Genomic DNA, 16,049 nt, shown 5'->3' with positions numbered 1-16,049 from the left:
ATGCTCAAACAGATCAGACGTCCAGGCGTCGCCATCGCCGTGGCTGTGGTGATCATGCTTGTGGCCATGTCGATCTTCCCGGGGCTCTTCACCTCGCAAGATCCAAATCTGCAGAGCATTCTATCCCGGCTCAAGGGTCCGATGTTTGAGGACCGAAGCGGCGTCCTGCATGTTCTTGGCACCGATCAGCTCGGACGCGACATCTGGGCCCGGATCGTCTATGGCGCCAGGACGACGTTGATCGTCAGCATCGGCGCTGTTCTGGTGAGCGCGGCGCTGGGCATCTTCCTGGGGCTGATCGGCGGCTACGTCGGCGGTGTGACCGACGCAGTGATCCTGCGGCTGATCGATATGCAGCTTGCCTTTCCCGTGATCCTGCTTGTGATCGGGGCAGTGGCGGTCACGGGCCAATCGCTGGCAGCTCTGATCTTCCTGATGGGACTGGCCAGTTGGCCGACTTTCGCGAGGGTCATCCGGTCCGAAGTGCTGACGTTGCGCGACCGCGAGTTCGTCGAGGCGGCGCGTTCGATCGGGGCCACCCAATCGCGCATAATTCTTCGTCACATAGTGCCGAACGTCCTGTCGGTGATCATGGTCGTGGCGACCTTCGAGCTGTCGACGATGATATTGATCGAGGCGACCCTTAGCTTTCTGGGCGTCGGGGTACAGCCGCCAACCCCGACCTGGGGTGGGATGATCAGCGAAGGTCAACGGTATTTGTCCCAGGCATGGACGGTTTCGCTTTTCCCGGGGCTGGTGATCTCCATCACCATTCTTGCCATCAACACCCTCGGGGACGAGCTGCGCGACCTGCTCGATCCGCGATTGGCGCGAACGGAGAACTAAGAGCGATGGCTGAAACTCTTCTCGATGTCCGCAATCTGTCGACCGCCTTCGTCAATGGCAGCAAGAAGGTGACAGTTGTCGATGATGTGAGCTTCTCTGTCGCTCCGGGCCGCACGCTGGCGATTGTCGGCGAAAGCGGTTGCGGCAAATCGATACTGTCGCTTTCGATGATCCGGCTGGTGCCTGACACGGCGCGCACCGTTGGCCAGATCCTGATGGACGGGGAGGATCTGGCAGCAGTCTCACCCCAACGGATGCGGCAGATTCGTGGCGGCAAGATCGGCATGATCTTTCAGGAGCCGATGACGAGCCTCAATCCGATAATGACGGTGGGGGCACAGCTTTCCGAGGCACTCAAGCTTCACGTCCCGGAGCTCAACGCGGCGGAGCGGCACGAGCGGGCGGTCGAGGGGTTGCGGCGCGTACGTCTGCCCGCTCCCGAGGCACAGTTTCATCGCTATCCGCACGAGTTGTCTGGCGGCATGCGCCAGAGGGTAATGATCGCCATGGCGCTGTCGTGTGAACCCGAACTTCTGATCGCCGACGAACCGACGACCGCGCTGGATGTGACAGTACAGGCCGAAATCCTGGCGCTGTTGGGCGATTTGCAGCGGGACACCGGAATGGCGGTCATCCTGATCACCCACGATCTGGGCGTGGTCGCGGAATTCGCCGACGAAGTGATGGTCATGTATGCCGGCCGGATCGTCGAGCGCGGCACGGTCGGGGAGATCCTGTCGGACCCGCAGCATCCCTACACCATCGGCCTGATGGGCAGCATTCCGCGCTTTGGAAGCGACGATCGCCTGCTGGCGATAGAAGGAACCGTGCCCGCGCTCTCCGCGATGCCGCCCGGTTGCCGGTTCGCGCCGCGGTGCGTGTTCGCCGTGCCCCGTTGCGCAGGGGAAAGCCCCGTCTTGCGCGAGGTCACCGCCGGGCATGCGGTCTCCTGCCACTTCGCGCCCCTGGAGGACAACCTATGACCCGTCCGCTTCTCGAACTGCGCAATGTCGACAAGGTTTACGGGCGCAGCTCCGGCCTTTTCAGGCGGGAGCGTGGTGGAACCTACGCGGTCGAGGGTGTGAACCTGTCGGTCAAGCGTGGCGAGACGCTGGCGCTGGTGGGTGAATCCGGCTGCGGCAAGTCGACCACCGCCCGCTTGGCCTTGCGGCTGATCGATACCAGCGGCGGCGATGTGCTGTTCGACGGCAGGGAGGTGACCAACGAGAGCGGAACGTCGCTCAGGTCATTGCGTGAGCGCATGCAAATGGTTTTTCAGGACCCCTTCGCCTCGCTCGACCCACGCATGCCCGTCCGCAAGATCATCGCGGAGCCGCTTGAGGTCCATAGCGTCAAGGGCGATCATCGCGCGCGCGTCGACGAACTGATGTCGCTGGTGGGATTGCGCGCCGATCACGCAGACCGCTTCGCCCACGAATTTTCCGGCGGTCAGCGCCAGCGGATAGGGATAGCCCGCGCGCTTGCGCTGAATCCGGAACTGCTGATCTGCGATGAACCTGTTTCGGCGCTGGACGTTTCGATCCAGGCGCAGGTGATCAACTTGCTGATGGATCTGCGCCAACGCCTCGGACTGTCGTATCTGTTTATCTCGCACGATCTTTCAGTGGTTCGCCACATCGCGGACCGCGTCGCGGTCATGCATCTTGGCCGCGTGATCGAGATCGGAACCAAGCAGCAGATTTTTTCAACGCCGATGCATCCCTACACACGGACGCTGCTTTCGACAGTGCCCCAGCCCGACCCCGCCCGGCGCGGGCGCGCTGTGCGTATCCCGCCCGCCCTGAACGTGACCAAGGGGCGCGAAGGCTGTCTTTATCAAAGCCGCTGCCCGCTCGCGTCCGACCTCTGTGCCAGTGAAAGGCCCCATGCGCGCTCCTTCGGCGACGGTCATCTGGCCGCCTGCCATCATGCCGAAAGCCTGGAGCCGTTCACGCTTGTCCAGGGAGACGCGGTGCTGACACCCGGCGCCCGGCGCAGATTCGATCTCTATGTCCGCAAACGAGCCGAACGGTCCGTTGCGTGACCCAACTGTCTTCAAAGGAGACCAATACGATGAAAATGACTACTTCCCGCCTTGTCATCGACGGGCTGAACTGTGCGCCGCTGACGCCCGAGCAGATCCGCCGGACCATCGACGGAGGCATTTCGACCATCAACCTGACCGCAATCCGGCCGCAGTCCGGGGTCTATGAAGGCCTGCTGGAGGTGCAGGCGGCGCTGGACAAGATCGCTGCGATGCCGGAACTGGCGCTGGTCGTGCGGACCACCGCAGATATCTTCGAGGCGAAGGCGAGCGGCCGTTGCGGCGTCATCATCGGCGCCCAGAACTCGGTCATGGTGGAGCCGGAGGTTCGCCTGCTGGAAGTCTTCAAGACGCTCGGCCTGCGCATCGTGCAGCCGACCTACAACGAGCGCAACGCCTTCGGATACGGCGCTCCCTTCCTGGGCGACGGAGATCGCGGCATAACCGAGGCAGGCAGGGCCTGGGTCGCCGAGATGAACAAGAACGGCATGATCATCGACCTGTCTCACTGCGGTTTGAAAACCAGCGCCGATTTTATTGCCGAATCGAAGCAGCCAGTGGTCTTCAGCCATGCCAACGCCATGGCCATTTGCCCAAGCCCGCGCAACAAGACCGACGAGTTGCTGCGCGCCATCTCGAAAACAGGCGGCTTGACCGGCATGGTGACATGGCCGCCGGTGACCTGGCTGCCGGAAAAGCCGACGCTGGAACATATCCTCAATCACATTGACTACCTGGTAAATGTCTGTGGCATCGACCATGTCGCATGGGCCAGCGACATGCCTGAAGTCGAAACCCGCGAGCACTGGGAGGAATATTGGGGGACCGAAGGCCTTTATCCCAACATCACGGGGATCCTGGGCGATTGGTATACCTATGACAACCGCCTCAACGCCGACGTGGGAACCATCACCAAGGTGCCGCTGATCTGGGACGGAATGGTCAAACGGGGCTACAGCGAGGACCAGATCGAGAAGATCTCCTCGGGCAACTGGCTGCGGGTGATGAAAGACGTCTGGGGCGCCTGATCCAGCGGCCTTGTATGTTCAGGGGATCGGGGAAACCCCGGTCCCCTGAACGGAGGACAAAGGTTGCCAGCCGGGCCAAAGATGTGCAGACTGCCCTTCTGGGAGTTGATTGCAGAAAGCTCTCAGGGAATGCGACGGCGGGGTTTTCCATTTCCGCTTTTTCGGTGGAATCCATTGCCCAGCCTGCGGCGAAGTTGCGAATGGAGTTTCGGGAGGGGCTGGATTCGATCTTAATTCCGAAGGAGCTATGAGAAGCCTTGTGCTATTTGCGTGAATTCAGAACTTTCGTGGCGGTCTACGAGGAACGCTCTTTCACCGGAGCCGCATTCCGCATGAATGCCACACAGTCGGGGATCTCTCAACAGGTCAAGAAAATTGAACAGGTCGTCGGTATACGGCTGTTCGACAGGGGAACCCGGACCGTCAAACCGACAGCGCAGGGTGAACTTTACTATTTGCATTGCCAGCGGCTGCTGAGGGAATATGACGAGGCGGTTTCGGATCTGAAGGAACAGCCCGGGACGGAGTCTGGCACCAGCATCTCGCTTGGGGTGGTGCCTTGGCTAAGCCGTTGCATCCTGCCGCCGGTTCTTGCCCGTTTCGCCGCAGCCTATCCCGGCATTACGCTGAATGTGGAGGAGGCCAGCGGGGAAGTGTTGGAAGCCCGTTTGCGCGAGGGACATCTGAACCTGATCGTCTCCGAGAACGACGTTTGCGACAGCGACACGATCAACCAGGGGGCTGTCAGCCAATGCGTTCTGGTGACCGGCAGGCACGAGCGCGGCGTCTCGCGCGATATCCTGCCGGCCGAACTCGCCACCCGCAACATCATCCTGCCGCCGAAAGGCAATCCGCTGCGTACCGTGGCAGACCGCATGTTCGCCGGGTATGGTGTGAAACCTGCGAAATCCATTGAGATCAACTCGATCTCCGCGGCAGTCAACCTGGCCGCCCAGTCAAGTTGGAGCGCCTTCGTTCCCATCGTTGCATTGGTCGCGGAAACCGCGACGATCGACTGTGTGGTCGACCGTATTGTCGGCGGGCCCGACGTTGGCGTGGTAGTCCGGACCCGGCGGATTTCACTGACCCCGACCGAACAGATCCTGCGTGAAAATCTGATGGCGGAACTGACGCGCTTCGCCCTGAACACCCAGCTGATATCGCAATCCTATTCCGGCAGGCAGGAACCCAAAGCCGTCGGCCATCACCCGCAGCCGGATCGGGACCGCTGGGCTGGCGCAATGGCCGAACGGTATTTCGAACTGCCCTGAAAGCGCGCAGGCGAGGGCAGGGAGCAACTTTCTTGGCTCCCAACGCCGTTTCCGCATTCTGGAAGACCATGAAGAGCTTGCGGCAGCGCTGGACCAGCCCTTCGAGAAATGGGCGGTCTTCCTGCATCCGTCGCAACGGGCGCTGGTGGAGCGGGATTATTCAGGTCCTGTCCGCATTGTCGGCTCTGCCGGCACCGGCAAGACAGTGGTGGCGCTTCATCGCGTGGCAAGGATAGTGAAGGCCGAGGCCAACGCCAGGATTTTGCTGACGACGTTCTCCGCTCCCCTGGCCGCCGCCTTGTCGCGAAAACTCAGGGTTTTATTCGCCGACAACGTTCATCTGCAGGAGCGCGTGGTGATCTCGTCTTTCCTGCAGGCTGCAAGCGAGCTTTACGCACTTATCATTAGTTTGTTCTGCCGTCTGGCTCTCGCCAGCTTATCAAAATCCAGGTTACGGAATACTGTGAAGTCGATCTTTGGATTCAGCGGTAAGTTCGCAAACAACTCTGCCTCCGATTCGGTGAGTGTCTTCCACCCATATTTGTTGTGGTCGTCACCGGTGACCGCATGCCCTGCCTGCATTCGCCTTTCCCGCTCCCCGATCTTCTTCTCTTCACGGGCTTGCGTGATGTAATCCCCGCGCAAGGAATGGAACCGTTCGCCAGGCGATTCCTTGATTCCCGCCCTGTCAAAAAGTCGACGCATATATTGCGAAGCGGTTTTTGACGGATCAACGAGATTCATGAGTTGCGGGAACAGGAATCGCTCACCTTGGTTTCTCGCCCACTCGACATATCCAATCTCGACCAGGAAATTGTGCAGGACGAAATACCGTCCGCTTTCTGATGTCTTGATCGGACGACGGGTCCACTTTCCATTTATCTCGACAAGGCCGGTAGCTTCCGCAACCCAAATGCCCTCGAACTTTTCCTTGATGTCAGTACCAACAAGATGCGCAAGCAGGCCCAGGCGGCGGCTGGTCAGCAATCCAAGCGGCGGAAGCATGACGTCATCGATGTAGGGCGACTGGACGCAAGTCCGGAAAAGCTGGTTCAGCTTCTTGGACGACAGCGGCTCTGCAGGAACTTTCTGTCGGGCACTTTTTGGATATTTCAGCGCCACGTTCTTCACGGGGTTATCAAAATCGTATCGTGGGGCTGCGTCGCTGAACACGGGCTTGATGACACCCATGTACCCGTTCTGCAACGTGGACTTCGCCAGTCTTCCCTTGCTGTAGTCCCGATTGCCGTCGATGATTTCCCTTGCCGAAAGGTTCAGCGGTCGATGCTTTTCCTTTGGTGGCCAGAATTTGATCAGATTGATGAAAGCTTGAAGATCGGTAGGTGTGTAGCGATCGATGGGATGGTCCCCGATGAGGTCAACGAAGAGGCTCAGCCGCGTTTCCGCAGTGCCGATGTCCTTGCTCGTCTCTCCCATGTCCGTGACCCTTTGAGCGAGATATGCGCTTGCTGCTTCACTGAACAGCGGCTTTGTGGATGGATCACGCTGGATGTATCTCCGATCCTTGTCGGCTTCATTTTCCACCTTCGAATTGATGAGTCCGCTTCGAGCGCTGATCTTACCCTTGGTTCGAGGGCTGTTTTCGGATGGCGGTGTCAAAGCCGCCGCGGGATCGTTCTGGAATCTGTCGACAAGCCGCTCGGCCAGCACTTCGGCATTGTCGCCAAGATTCTTGTCGTAGTCTTCCCCAGCGTCCTTGCGCGCCTTCTCCTGACCGAGCCTCACAAGCCCGCGCATCATTGCGAAGTTGTTTTCCTGTTCAGCCGTCAGTTTGGGCACCGGCCCGCGCATGTCATAGAGCGCCGATTTCAGGAGCATGGTGACGGCCAACAACGCTCGCTGGCTCGAATCCACTTCAGTGGAAGCGTCCCTCTCCGCAAACCCGAGCATGTCCTCCATCAGCGGCCAGAATTCCGTTTCATCGCCTGCAGCCATCGCGGTCCCGATCTGTTTGAACTTCTGTCGTGCGATGGCCGCCAGTTGATCGGCGATCCTTCGAGCTTCGGCTTTCGGTATGACACCAAGACCGATGCGAATGGGTCGCTTGCAGTCCGGGGCGATCTCCTTGGGCAGTCGCATTTGAAACATATAGGCCGAACCTGTTTTGATCAGGTAAAGGCCAGGCGAGGAACGGGGGCGAGCTTTCTTGCGCTGCTTCGCGGAAATCATTTCCACGTTTTCGGATGATACATACGACGATTTGGGGAACGATGTAGTGCGCGTTTCTGACATTTGGAACGACCCTTGCTTTGGGCGGCCCGTTTCAAAAAAAACATATCTATCAAAAACTTGGGAAGTTCCGCTTTTGGGGCCCCGAGGGGCTGGCGGAGAGAGAGGGATTCGAACCCTCGAGACGGTTCCCCGCCTACACACTTTCCAGGCGTGCGCCTTCGACCACTCGGCCACCTCTCCGCATATCCGTCTGACGGGCAAGTACCCGGCCATGCCGCCCGCTGTCAAGGCGGTCGCCCTGCCGCGGTTCATCGGTGTGCAAGCACCAAATTTCCCGGTCCGGATCGGGCGGCACTATAGTCAAGACGCTCCTCTTGGCAACCGCTATTTGCCGGTTGTGGCGACATAAATCCAGGCGGACGCGGCGGCGGCGGCCAACTGGAGCCGATCATCTTTGGATGGAACCGTTTGAACGCCGGAATTTCGTGATCTGGCAAGGAGCGCGAGGCGACGCGGCGCCAGCGCCGTCAGCCTCGCGCGACGCCGTCCAGGGCGCGAAAGGCCAAGTTCAGGCGATCATGATGCATTGATTCTGGTCCAGCCGGCCGCTTCGCCAGGCTTGGACGTCTTTTCCGCAACAGCGTCGTCAAATTCCTCGCACGATACGCTGCATCGCGCTTGCGGTTTTTCCTCGCGGACACGAAAAACCCTGTCCATCAAATCGCTTCCAGCCATAGATGATCGGCTCCAGCCATTGCATGATGGTTTTCGGGCCTCTATGTCACGGGTCTGGGTTGCGATGCCGGCGTCTGATGTGATCGCGGCAAGGCTGTCTGACCGGAGGACGAAATGCGATTTGTCGCGCGGGTGCTGAGCTTGATTTTCCTGGTGTTCGCGGTGCTGGCCGGGCTGGTCGACGCCATTCAGTCGGTCGCCGCCGGCGAACTGGTGCTGACGCCGCTGATTGCCGCCTGGACAGCCAACAGCCCAGACACGCTGGCGTTCCTGCAGGACCTGGTCGCCCGCTACCTGCCGGGCCCGGCCTGGGAGACGGGGCTGCAATGGGCGCTGCAGCAGCCGTCGAGCGCCGTGTTCCTGGCCTTTTCGCTGCTGTTTTATCTTGCAGGCTATCGCCGCACCAGGCCTGCGGGCCGGTTTGCGGCCTGACGGCGGCGGGCATGCTGGCCCGGTGATGTGGGGATGGTGATGCGGGGATCGGGGCGGTTGTGGCCCGCGGCCCGCCCGGTGCATACTCGCGGGGCCGGTGTGAACAAGCCAGGCATAGCACCGGATCGGGTTTGATCCGGAGAGGAAAGCCGGGCAGGCAAAGGGTGAGCCATGTTTCTTGTCGAGATGTTCCAGCGCAAGACCACGATGCCGACCGCCGCGGAAGCGCTGGCGGGCCGCGCCGAGCCGGTCGAGACGGCACCTGCCCACGTCGTCAATGGCCGGCCGTTGAAGCCGCCCTTTGCCGATGGTCTCGAGATCGCCTGTTTCGCCATGGGCCGGTTTTCCAGCGCCGAGCAGCTGTTCTGGACCTTGCCCGGCGTCCATGTCACCGCGGTCGGCTATGCCGGTGGCTTTACCCCCAACCCCACCTACCAGGAAGTCCTGTCGAGCCTGACCGGCCACGCCGAAACGGTCATGGTGGTGTTCGATCCCTCCGTGACCGGCTACGACGCGCTGCTGAAGGTCTTTTTCGAAAGCCATGATCCGACCCAGTCCATGCGCCAGGGCAGCGACATCGGCACCTTTTTCCGCTCGGCGATCTTCACCACCGGCGACCGACAGGCCTTGCAGGCCGGGCAGGCCCGGGACGCCTATCAGGCGGCGCTCAAACAGGCTGGCCACACCGGCAGGATCGTCACCACCATCGCTCCGCTTGAGGCATTCTACTATGCCGAAGCCAGTCACCAGCAGCATGCGGCCCGAAATCCCGGCACCCAGTCCGTGCTCAAGGGCACCGGCGTCCGCTTCCCTGCGACCGGCTGAAGCCCATCGGCCTGGCCGGTCGCAAAGCTTCCGCAAGGTGAGTTTGCGTTATCCGGGATCGACTGAAATCGGCGTTGGATTTTTCTCAAAAGCCATGCAAGGATATGCCCTTCCGGCCGTCAACGGCCGGCTGTTTCCGCAGGTCTGCCCGAAGGGGCATGCGGGAGGAACAACAAGATCAACAAGTAACCTACAGGGCTGCACATCATGAAACGCACGCTTTTGAGCTTCCTCGCTATGGCCGCCATGTCGGCGACCGCCATGGCCGCCGACATCAAGCCGGCAATCATCTATGACCTCGGCGGCAAGTTCGACAAATCCTTCAATGAGGCTGCCTATGGCGGCGCCGAGAAGTTCAAGACCGAGACCGGGATTGATTACCGCGATTTCGAAATCGCCAATGACGCGCAGCGCGAGCAGGCCCTCCGCCGCTTCGCCAAGGACGGCAACAACCCGATCGTCATGGCCGGTTTCTCCTGGGGTGCGGCGCTTGAGAAGATCGCGCCGGAATATCCGGACACCAATTTCGCCATCATCGACATGGTCGTCGAAGCGCCAAACGTCCGTTCCGTGGTCTACAAGGAACAGGAAGGCTCCTACCTGGTCGGCGTGATGGCCGCCAAGGCGTCCCAGACCGGTACTGTCAGCTTCATCGGCGGCATGGACATTCCGCTGATCCGCAAGTTCTCCTGCGGCTACAAGGGCGGCGTGATGGCAACCAAAGCCGACGCCAAGGTGCTTGAAGCCATGACCGGCACGACGCCGGATGCATGGAACGACCCGGTCAAGGGCGGTGAAATCACCAAGTCGCAGATCGATCAGGGCTCCGATGTGGTCTATGCGGCTGCCGGCGGCACCGGCATCGGCGTGCTGCAGACCGCCGCTGACGCCGGCAAGCTCGGCATCGGCGTCGATTCCAACCAGAACGGCCTGCAGCCCGGCCATGTGCTGACTTCGATGGTCAAGCGCGTCGATGTGGCTGTCTACAATGCCTTCATGGATGCCAAGAACGGCACGTTCTCCTATGGCTTCAGCTCGCTCGGCCTGGCCGAGGGCGGCGTCGACTACGCCATGGACGAGAACAACGCCTCGCTCGTCACCGACGAGATGAAGGCTGCCGTGGAAGCCGCCAAGGCCGACATCATTGCCGGCAAGATCTCCGTCCACGACTACATGTCGGACAACAACTGCCCGTACTGAGGCGGTTGTCCGGCGGTCTCGCCGATCTGAAGACCATGCGGCCGGGCTCTTGCCCGGCCGTTTTGTTGCGCGCCTGCCGGTGCGCACGCTATAGCCGTTGCAGCGCCGCGCATCCTGTTGGATGCACAAGGGACGCCGCAGGACATGCATTTGCAGAGCAGACAGGGACACTTGAAAATGGCCGAAATCCGCAGCCACAAGGGCGACATCTCCGATGAGGCAATGGCCCGCTACACGGGCGACATTGCCATCGACACCGAGACGCTTGGCCTGGTGCCGCGCCGCGACCGGCTCTGTGTCGTGCAGCTGTCGCCGGGCGACGGAACCGCCGACGTGATCCAGATCGCCAGCGGCCAGAAGCGGGCGCCCAATCTGGTGGCGCTGCTGAAAGACCGCAGGAAGCGCAAGCTGTTCCATTACGGCCGCTTCGACATCGCCGTGCTCTACAATGCCTTCGGCGTCACCGCCACGCCGGTGTTCTGCACCAAGATTGCCTCGCGGCTGACCCGCACCTACACCGACCGCCACGGCCTCAAGGACGTCACCAAGGAACTGCTGGAGATTGATCTGTCCAAGCAACAGCAATCGTCTGACTGGGCCGCGGAGAAGCTGACACCGGCGCAGCTCGATTACGCGGCGTCCGACGTTCTGCATCTGCACGCGCTGACCGAAAAGCTCACCGAACGCCTCGTCCGTGATGGCCGGGAAGCCCATGCCAAGGCCTGTTTCGATTTCCTGCCGACCCGCGCCAAGCTCGACCTGCTGGGCTGGGACGAGACCGATATCTTCGCGCACAGCTGAACCGGCAATCCTGCGTCGGCAGCCGAGCCGGTGCAGGACAAGCGGAGCGCACAGAGGTCAGACCTGGCGAGTGGCCCGGCGCACGCCGACCCGGTTGAGAACCTCTCTCGGAATGTCATAGCAGGCAAACAGATGGTGATCCGTTTTCAGCCCGAGATAATCGCGCTGGATGAACATCACCCAGGCGCAGTCGGCGGCCGCCTGGACCAGGTCCTCGCGGTCACGGTTGGAGCCGGGGGTGGCATCGTGCCGGCGCAGTTCCGCGAGCGCTTCCTCGAGCTTTCTGCCGATACGCCCGAGTGCCGCCGCGGTCTCGGCCATCGCTTCGTGGGCGATGGCGTCGACGGACGTGTTGCCAGTCGCGGTCTGGCTGTTTGCGCCCGGTAGTTTGAGCGGCATCGGCTTCCCGTTTCCTTCTGCACAAAAGATGGCCGGATCAGCCGCCCGGTCAACTGCCCGCATCAAAAAAGACCGGCCGGATCTCGCCTTTCGAAGAATTATTGCTGCCCCGGTGAAACTTTCCCCGGGCCGCGCCCGTCCTTGCGGGGGTCGGCGCTTTCGCGTCATTCGGAATCGAAGAAGAGAAGGATATCGTGATGAAGAAGACTGCTTTGACCACCTCCGCCCTGTTTGCCGCCGGCCTTTTTGTGACCCAGGCCCTTGCCGCCAGCCACTCGGGCCTCTCGGTGATGGGTGAAGACCAGGACGTCTCCGGCGGCACCGTCACGGCATCCCAGATCATGGCCGGCGCCAATGGCTGGCTGGTGGTCCACCGCACCGACGCCGACATGAAGCCCGGCCCGGTGGTGGGTTACGCGCCGCTGAAGGCCGGCGAGAACACCGACGTCACGGCCATCCTGACCGAGCCGGTCAAGAGCGGCGACATGCTCATGCTGATGCTGCATGGCGAGGAAGGCGGCACCAGGACCGGCATTTTCGAATACACGCTCGGCGCCAAGGAAGACGGCCCGGTCCGCGTCGACGGCAAGCTCATCATGGCGGTCGTCACCGCCAAATAAGGCGATACCACTGCCCCCCTGTTGGCAGCACCTGGCGTCCGGATTTTGCTCCGGACGCCTTTTCCATGTCCGGACGGCCGGGCATGCGCCAACGGCGCCGCGCGGTAAAACCGCCGGGTTGTGAAGGGGTCTCGTATTCCGGAGGGCCGCCCGCGGGCTTTGCCTTCTGAAATGATGAGTAAACGGTGGCGCGGCTCGCGCGCGGCCCGAATTTCGCCGGATGATGTCCGCATCCGACAGGCAGTCGCCGCTTCGCTTCTCCGCTTCATGGGCTTTCACCCGACGCGGTGTTCTTCGGGTTTCCCCGAGCCACGCCCTGGACGAGGGGCGCTGCGGAAGCTTGTCGCGCGGTTTCCGGCACGGAGCTTCTCCCCACCGCTGTTGATGCGGGACGGGGCAGAACTTCGCCACAGGCCCGGGCCGCTGTCCAACCCGCCCCTCCGCCTTTGAGATGATGCAGTGCATCAGGCGGCTGCGGATTGCGAGGTCGTCCCGGTGGCTGACTGGACCGTGCCGCCCTTGCGGGCAACCAAATCCGCCAGCGGAGCCACGCTGGTTCCTGCCTCCTCAAGGCGGTTGCCGCACGTTACGGCAACCACCCGGAGGCCTTCCCCCCGCCTGGACCGATACGTTTCCGGTCCATCCGGTGACGGGAGTGGAAAGATGATGGCACGGGGTTTGGAGGGTGTGGAAGAAATGGAGGGATTTTCGTGCGATGGCGCGGCGCGTCTCTTCTCCCCCTTGGTGGGGGAGAAAGCAAAATCATGTGCTTAGCTTTAGCTAAGTCATAGATTTTGCAAGAGAGGGGGTCTGTTTGGCGCCGGAACGTCCCCCTCACCTGGAAAATCTATGACTTGGCGCTATCGCGCCAAGACCATGATTTTTCTTCCTCTCCCACCAGGGGAGAGGAGGGACGCTGTCAAGACCGGCTTCCGATGGTCACTGATGCTATCTCGACTAGGCTCTCTAGCGGGGGGTGAGGCGCTTCGGTCGCTCCATGAGAACATGGGTTGCAGTGCGTCCCACTTCAACGAAATCGTTTCGCCGGTAGAGACTGCCAACTGGGTTCCACAAGAGGTATTCGAGGCGAACGGGGAGAGCTTCATTGTCCGCAAGTTCGAGGCAGTGCCCGAGAATTCTTGAGCCGATGCCGATGCCACGATATGAGTCGATCAGATAGAATTCCCCGAAGCGGACGAACTCAGGCAGCAATTGCAGCGAGAGAGTTCCGATTGGCTGGCCATTCAGCTCGATCTGACAGAATGGCTTGTCGCGCAATCGCTGATCGTGGACGGTGCGCTGGAACTTTTCATCCCAGCCCCATTGCCGAATGATGTGAGGACCGAGGGCCTGCTTCTTCGCCTGAAATGAGAATTCAAATTCCTCATCAGTTGGAGTGAGCATCCGAAATGCCAAATCAGGGGGAATGCCGGGGACTTGCATGAGATCGAGACTAGCTTCAAGCAACCAGCGCGTCACCTCGTTTTCCATCGGTCAAGTTCGAGACAGATAGACCGCCAGTACCTTACGGCGCACTCTATTATGCCGGTTCTCTCCGACCGTCCACCAAGTGAGAGGCGGATGCCGCGTCCTCCCATTTCGTCATCCTCGGCCCCCGAGCCGAGGATCCATTCCGTGATCCATCGACGCCCTGCGGGATTGGGAGAGATCGCGGAATGGATCCCAGGGTCGGAGCCCTGGGATGACGACGGTGAGGGTGGCGATCTGAAACACGGCCGCGTCCAACTCGCTCCACCCCCCTCTGTCACCTACGGTGACATCTCCCCCTCAAGGGGGGAGATTCGGGGAAGTGGCCCGTCTCGACCTTGTCCTGCACGACCCCGGGGCGGCGGAGACTGGCGCATTCCTCTTGGTGCACCCGCCACGAAAAAACCCGCCGGATCGCTCCGGCGGGTTTCGTGTTTCAGACTTGAGATCCGGTAGGGATCAGTCTTCGCTGTTCTGCTTCTTCAGGGCTGCGCCGAGAATGTCGCCGAGCGAGGCGCCCGAGTCGGACGAACCGAACTGTGCGACGGCCTGCTTTTCTTCGGCGATTTCCAGCGCCTTGATCGACAGGCCGACTTTGCGGTCCTTCTTCGAGAAGCTGGTGACGCGGGCGTCGACCGTCTGGCCGACAGAGAAACGCTCGGGGCGCTGCTCGTCGCGGTCACGCGACAGGTCGGAGCGGCGGATGAACGAAGACAGGTCTTCGTGATCGACCAGCACCACTTCGAGGCCGCCATCGGTGATCGCGGTCACCTTGGCAGAAACGACGGCGTTCTTGCGCAGGTCGCCGGAGGCGGCTGCTTCGCCGATCGAGTCCTTGCCAAGCTGCTTGATGCCCAGCGAGATGCGTTCCTTGTCGACATCGACGTCAAGCACGACGGCCTTGACCATGTCGCCCTTGTTGAACTCCTCGATGACCTGCTCGCCCGGACGGTTCCAGTCGAGGTCGGAGAGGTGAACCATGCCGTCGACATCGCCTTCGAGGCCGATGAACAGGCCGAATTCGGTCTTGTTCTTGACTTCGCCTTCGACTTCGGTGCCGGCAGGGTGGCTCTGGGCGAACACTTCCCAAGGATTCTCGAGCGTCTGCTTGAGACCGAGCGAAATGCGGCGCTTGTTCGGGTCGACTTCGAGAACGACCACGTCGACTTCCTGCGTCGTCGACAGGATCTTGCCGGGGTGCACGTTCTTCTTGGTCCAGGACATTTCCGAAACGTGGATCAGGCCTTCGATGCCCGGCTCCAGCTCGACGAATGCGCCGTAGTCGGTGATGTTGGTCACGGTACCGGTGATGCGCTTGCCGGCAGGGTACTTGACGCCGATGCCATCCCACGGATCGCTTTCCAGCTGCTTCATGCCCAGCGAGATGCGGTGCGTGTCCTGGTTGATGCGGATGATCTGGACCTTGACGGTCTGGCCGATCGACAGGATTTCCGACGGATGGTTGACGCGGCGCCAGGCCATGTCGGTGACGTGCAGCAGGCCGTCGATGCCGCCAAGATCAACGAACGCACCGTAATCGGTGATGTTCTTGACCATGCCTTCAACGGTCTGGCCTTCTTCGAGGTTCTGCACGATTTCCGAACGCTGTTCGGCGCGGCTCTCTTCGAGCACGGTGCGGCGCGAGACCACGATGTTGCCGCGGCGCTTGTCCATTTTCAGGATTTCAAACGGCTGCGGGATGTGCATCAGCGGGGAAACGTCGCGGATCGGACGGATGTCCACCTGGCTGCGTGGCAGGAACGCCACGGCGCCGTCCAGATCGACGGTGAAGCCGCCCTTGACCTGGTTGAAGATGACACCTTCGACGCGCTCCTGCGCGTTGAACTTCTCTTCGAGACGGACCCAGCTTTCCTCGCGGCGAGCCTTCTCGCGCGACAGCATGGCTTCGCCAAGTGCGTTTTCGATACGCTCGACATAGACTTCGACTTCATCGCCGACCTTGAGCGTGCCGTCCTTGGCCTTGGCGCCGAATTCCTTCAGCGGGACGCGGCCCTCGACCTTGAGACCGACGTCGATGATGGCGACGTCCTTCTCGATGGCCATGACGATGCCCTTGGCGACGTAGCCTTCGGCGAGGTCCTGCGTGGCAAGCGACTCGGCAAACAGGGATGCGAAATCCTCTGTCATGTTTGCAGTGTTAGACATG

Annotated in this window: 14 protein-coding genes, 1 tRNA gene and 1 pseudogene; 11 read left to right on the top strand and 5 right to left on the bottom strand. The window is 61.2% G+C overall.

The genetic code is table 11. The annotated features are described in order from the left end of the window. The 6 genes and pseudogenes from O4H62_RS24165 to O4H62_RS24140 all read left to right on the top strand — a co-directional run. On the top strand, positions 1-846 hold the full coding sequence (locus O4H62_RS24165; protein ID WP_269391440.1) for an ABC transporter permease: 846 nt from the start codon (positions 1-3) through the stop codon (positions 844-846). Between the two features lie 5 nt (positions 847-851). Then, a complete protein-coding gene (locus O4H62_RS24160; RefSeq protein ID WP_269391439.1) occupies positions 852-1,829 on the top strand; it encodes an ABC transporter ATP-binding protein in 978 nt (325 codons plus the stop codon). Further along, positions 1,826-2,890 carry an ABC transporter ATP-binding protein gene (locus O4H62_RS24155; RefSeq protein WP_269391438.1) on the top strand — a complete coding sequence of 355 codons (1,065 nt, stop codon included), beginning with the start codon at positions 1,826-1,828 and terminating at the stop codon, positions 2,888-2,890. The genes O4H62_RS24160 and O4H62_RS24155 overlap by 4 nt, the downstream gene beginning before the upstream one ends. 29 nt (positions 2,891-2,919) lie before the next feature. Further along, complete coding sequence (locus tag O4H62_RS24150) at positions 2,920-3,918, top strand: dipeptidase (protein WP_269391437.1); 999 nt, start codon at positions 2,920-2,922, stop codon at positions 3,916-3,918. A gap of 266 nt (positions 3,919-4,184) precedes the next feature. Beyond that, positions 4,185-5,189, top strand: coding sequence for a LysR family transcriptional regulator (locus O4H62_RS24145; protein ID WP_269391436.1), 1,005 nt, complete (start codon positions 4,185-4,187; stop codon positions 5,187-5,189). A 145-nt stretch (positions 5,190-5,334) separates the two neighbouring features. Next, positions 5,335-5,568: pseudogene (locus O4H62_RS24140) on the top strand (UvrD-helicase domain-containing protein); the annotation flags it as partial. A gap of 11 nt (positions 5,569-5,579) precedes the next feature. Here O4H62_RS24140 and O4H62_RS24135 read toward each other — a convergent pair. Together O4H62_RS24135 and O4H62_RS24130 are read right to left on the bottom strand one after the other, a co-directional pair. Next, the gene (locus O4H62_RS24135) at positions 5,580-7,379 is read right to left on the bottom strand and encodes a hypothetical protein (RefSeq protein WP_269391435.1); all 1,800 of its coding nucleotides are present in this window, start codon (positions 7,377-7,379) and stop codon (positions 5,580-5,582) included. A 153-nt stretch (positions 7,380-7,532) separates the two neighbouring features. Continuing rightward, positions 7,533-7,622: transfer RNA gene (locus tag O4H62_RS24130), tRNA-Ser, on the bottom strand. A gap of 609 nt (positions 7,623-8,231) precedes the next feature. Here O4H62_RS24130 and O4H62_RS24125 point away from each other — a divergent pair. The 4 genes from O4H62_RS24125 to O4H62_RS24110 all read left to right on the top strand — a co-directional run bounded on the left by O4H62_RS24125 (position 8,232) and on the right by O4H62_RS24110 (position 11,375). Beyond that, positions 8,232-8,549, top strand: coding sequence for a hypothetical protein (locus O4H62_RS24125; protein ID WP_269391434.1), 318 nt, complete (start codon positions 8,232-8,234; stop codon positions 8,547-8,549). Positions 8,550-8,720: 171 nt separating this feature from the next. Beyond that, positions 8,721-9,374 (top strand): peptide-methionine (S)-S-oxide reductase MsrA, encoded by a 654-nt coding sequence (msrA, locus tag O4H62_RS24120; protein ID WP_269391433.1) that lies wholly within the window; start codon positions 8,721-8,723, stop codon positions 9,372-9,374. Positions 9,375-9,581: 207 nt separating this feature from the next. After that, positions 9,582-10,574: a BMP family lipoprotein gene (locus tag O4H62_RS24115; RefSeq protein ID WP_269391432.1), complete on the top strand. Its 993-nt coding sequence runs from the start codon at positions 9,582-9,584 to the stop codon at positions 10,572-10,574. A 177-nt stretch (positions 10,575-10,751) separates the two neighbouring features. Further along, positions 10,752-11,375, top strand: a complete 624-nt coding sequence (locus tag O4H62_RS24110; protein WP_269391431.1) for a ribonuclease D — start codon at positions 10,752-10,754, stop codon at positions 11,373-11,375. A 57-nt stretch (positions 11,376-11,432) separates the two neighbouring features. Here O4H62_RS24110 and O4H62_RS24105 read toward each other — a convergent pair whose 3' ends face one another. Beyond that, on the bottom strand, positions 11,433-11,774 hold the full coding sequence (locus O4H62_RS24105) for a DUF6665 family protein (protein ID WP_269391430.1): 342 nt from the start codon (positions 11,772-11,774) through the stop codon (positions 11,433-11,435). A gap of 197 nt (positions 11,775-11,971) precedes the next feature. Here O4H62_RS24105 and O4H62_RS24100 point away from each other — a divergent pair, with 197 nt between their 5' ends. Beyond that, positions 11,972-12,394: a DUF7282 domain-containing protein gene (locus O4H62_RS24100; RefSeq protein WP_269391429.1), complete on the top strand. Its 423-nt coding sequence runs from the start codon at positions 11,972-11,974 to the stop codon at positions 12,392-12,394. Positions 12,395-13,360: 966 nt separating this feature from the next. Here O4H62_RS24100 and O4H62_RS24095 read toward each other — a convergent pair. Together O4H62_RS24095 and rpsA are read right to left on the bottom strand one after the other, a co-directional pair. Next, positions 13,361-13,885, bottom strand: a complete 525-nt coding sequence (locus O4H62_RS24095) for a GNAT family N-acetyltransferase (protein ID WP_269391428.1) — start codon at positions 13,883-13,885, stop codon at positions 13,361-13,363. 456 nt (positions 13,886-14,341) lie between these two features. Next, on the bottom strand, positions 14,342-16,048 hold the full coding sequence (gene rpsA, locus O4H62_RS24090; protein ID WP_269391427.1) for a 30S ribosomal protein S1: 1,707 nt from the start codon (positions 16,046-16,048) through the stop codon (positions 14,342-14,344). Position 16,049: the final 1 nt, after the last annotated feature.

The organism is Parahoeflea alexandrii (assembly GCF_027214025.1).
In the GTDB taxonomy this organism is placed as follows: Bacteria; Pseudomonadota; Alphaproteobacteria; order Rhizobiales; family Rhizobiaceae; genus Hoeflea; species Hoeflea alexandrii_A.
This window is presented reverse-complemented; position numbering and strand designations above follow the sequence as displayed.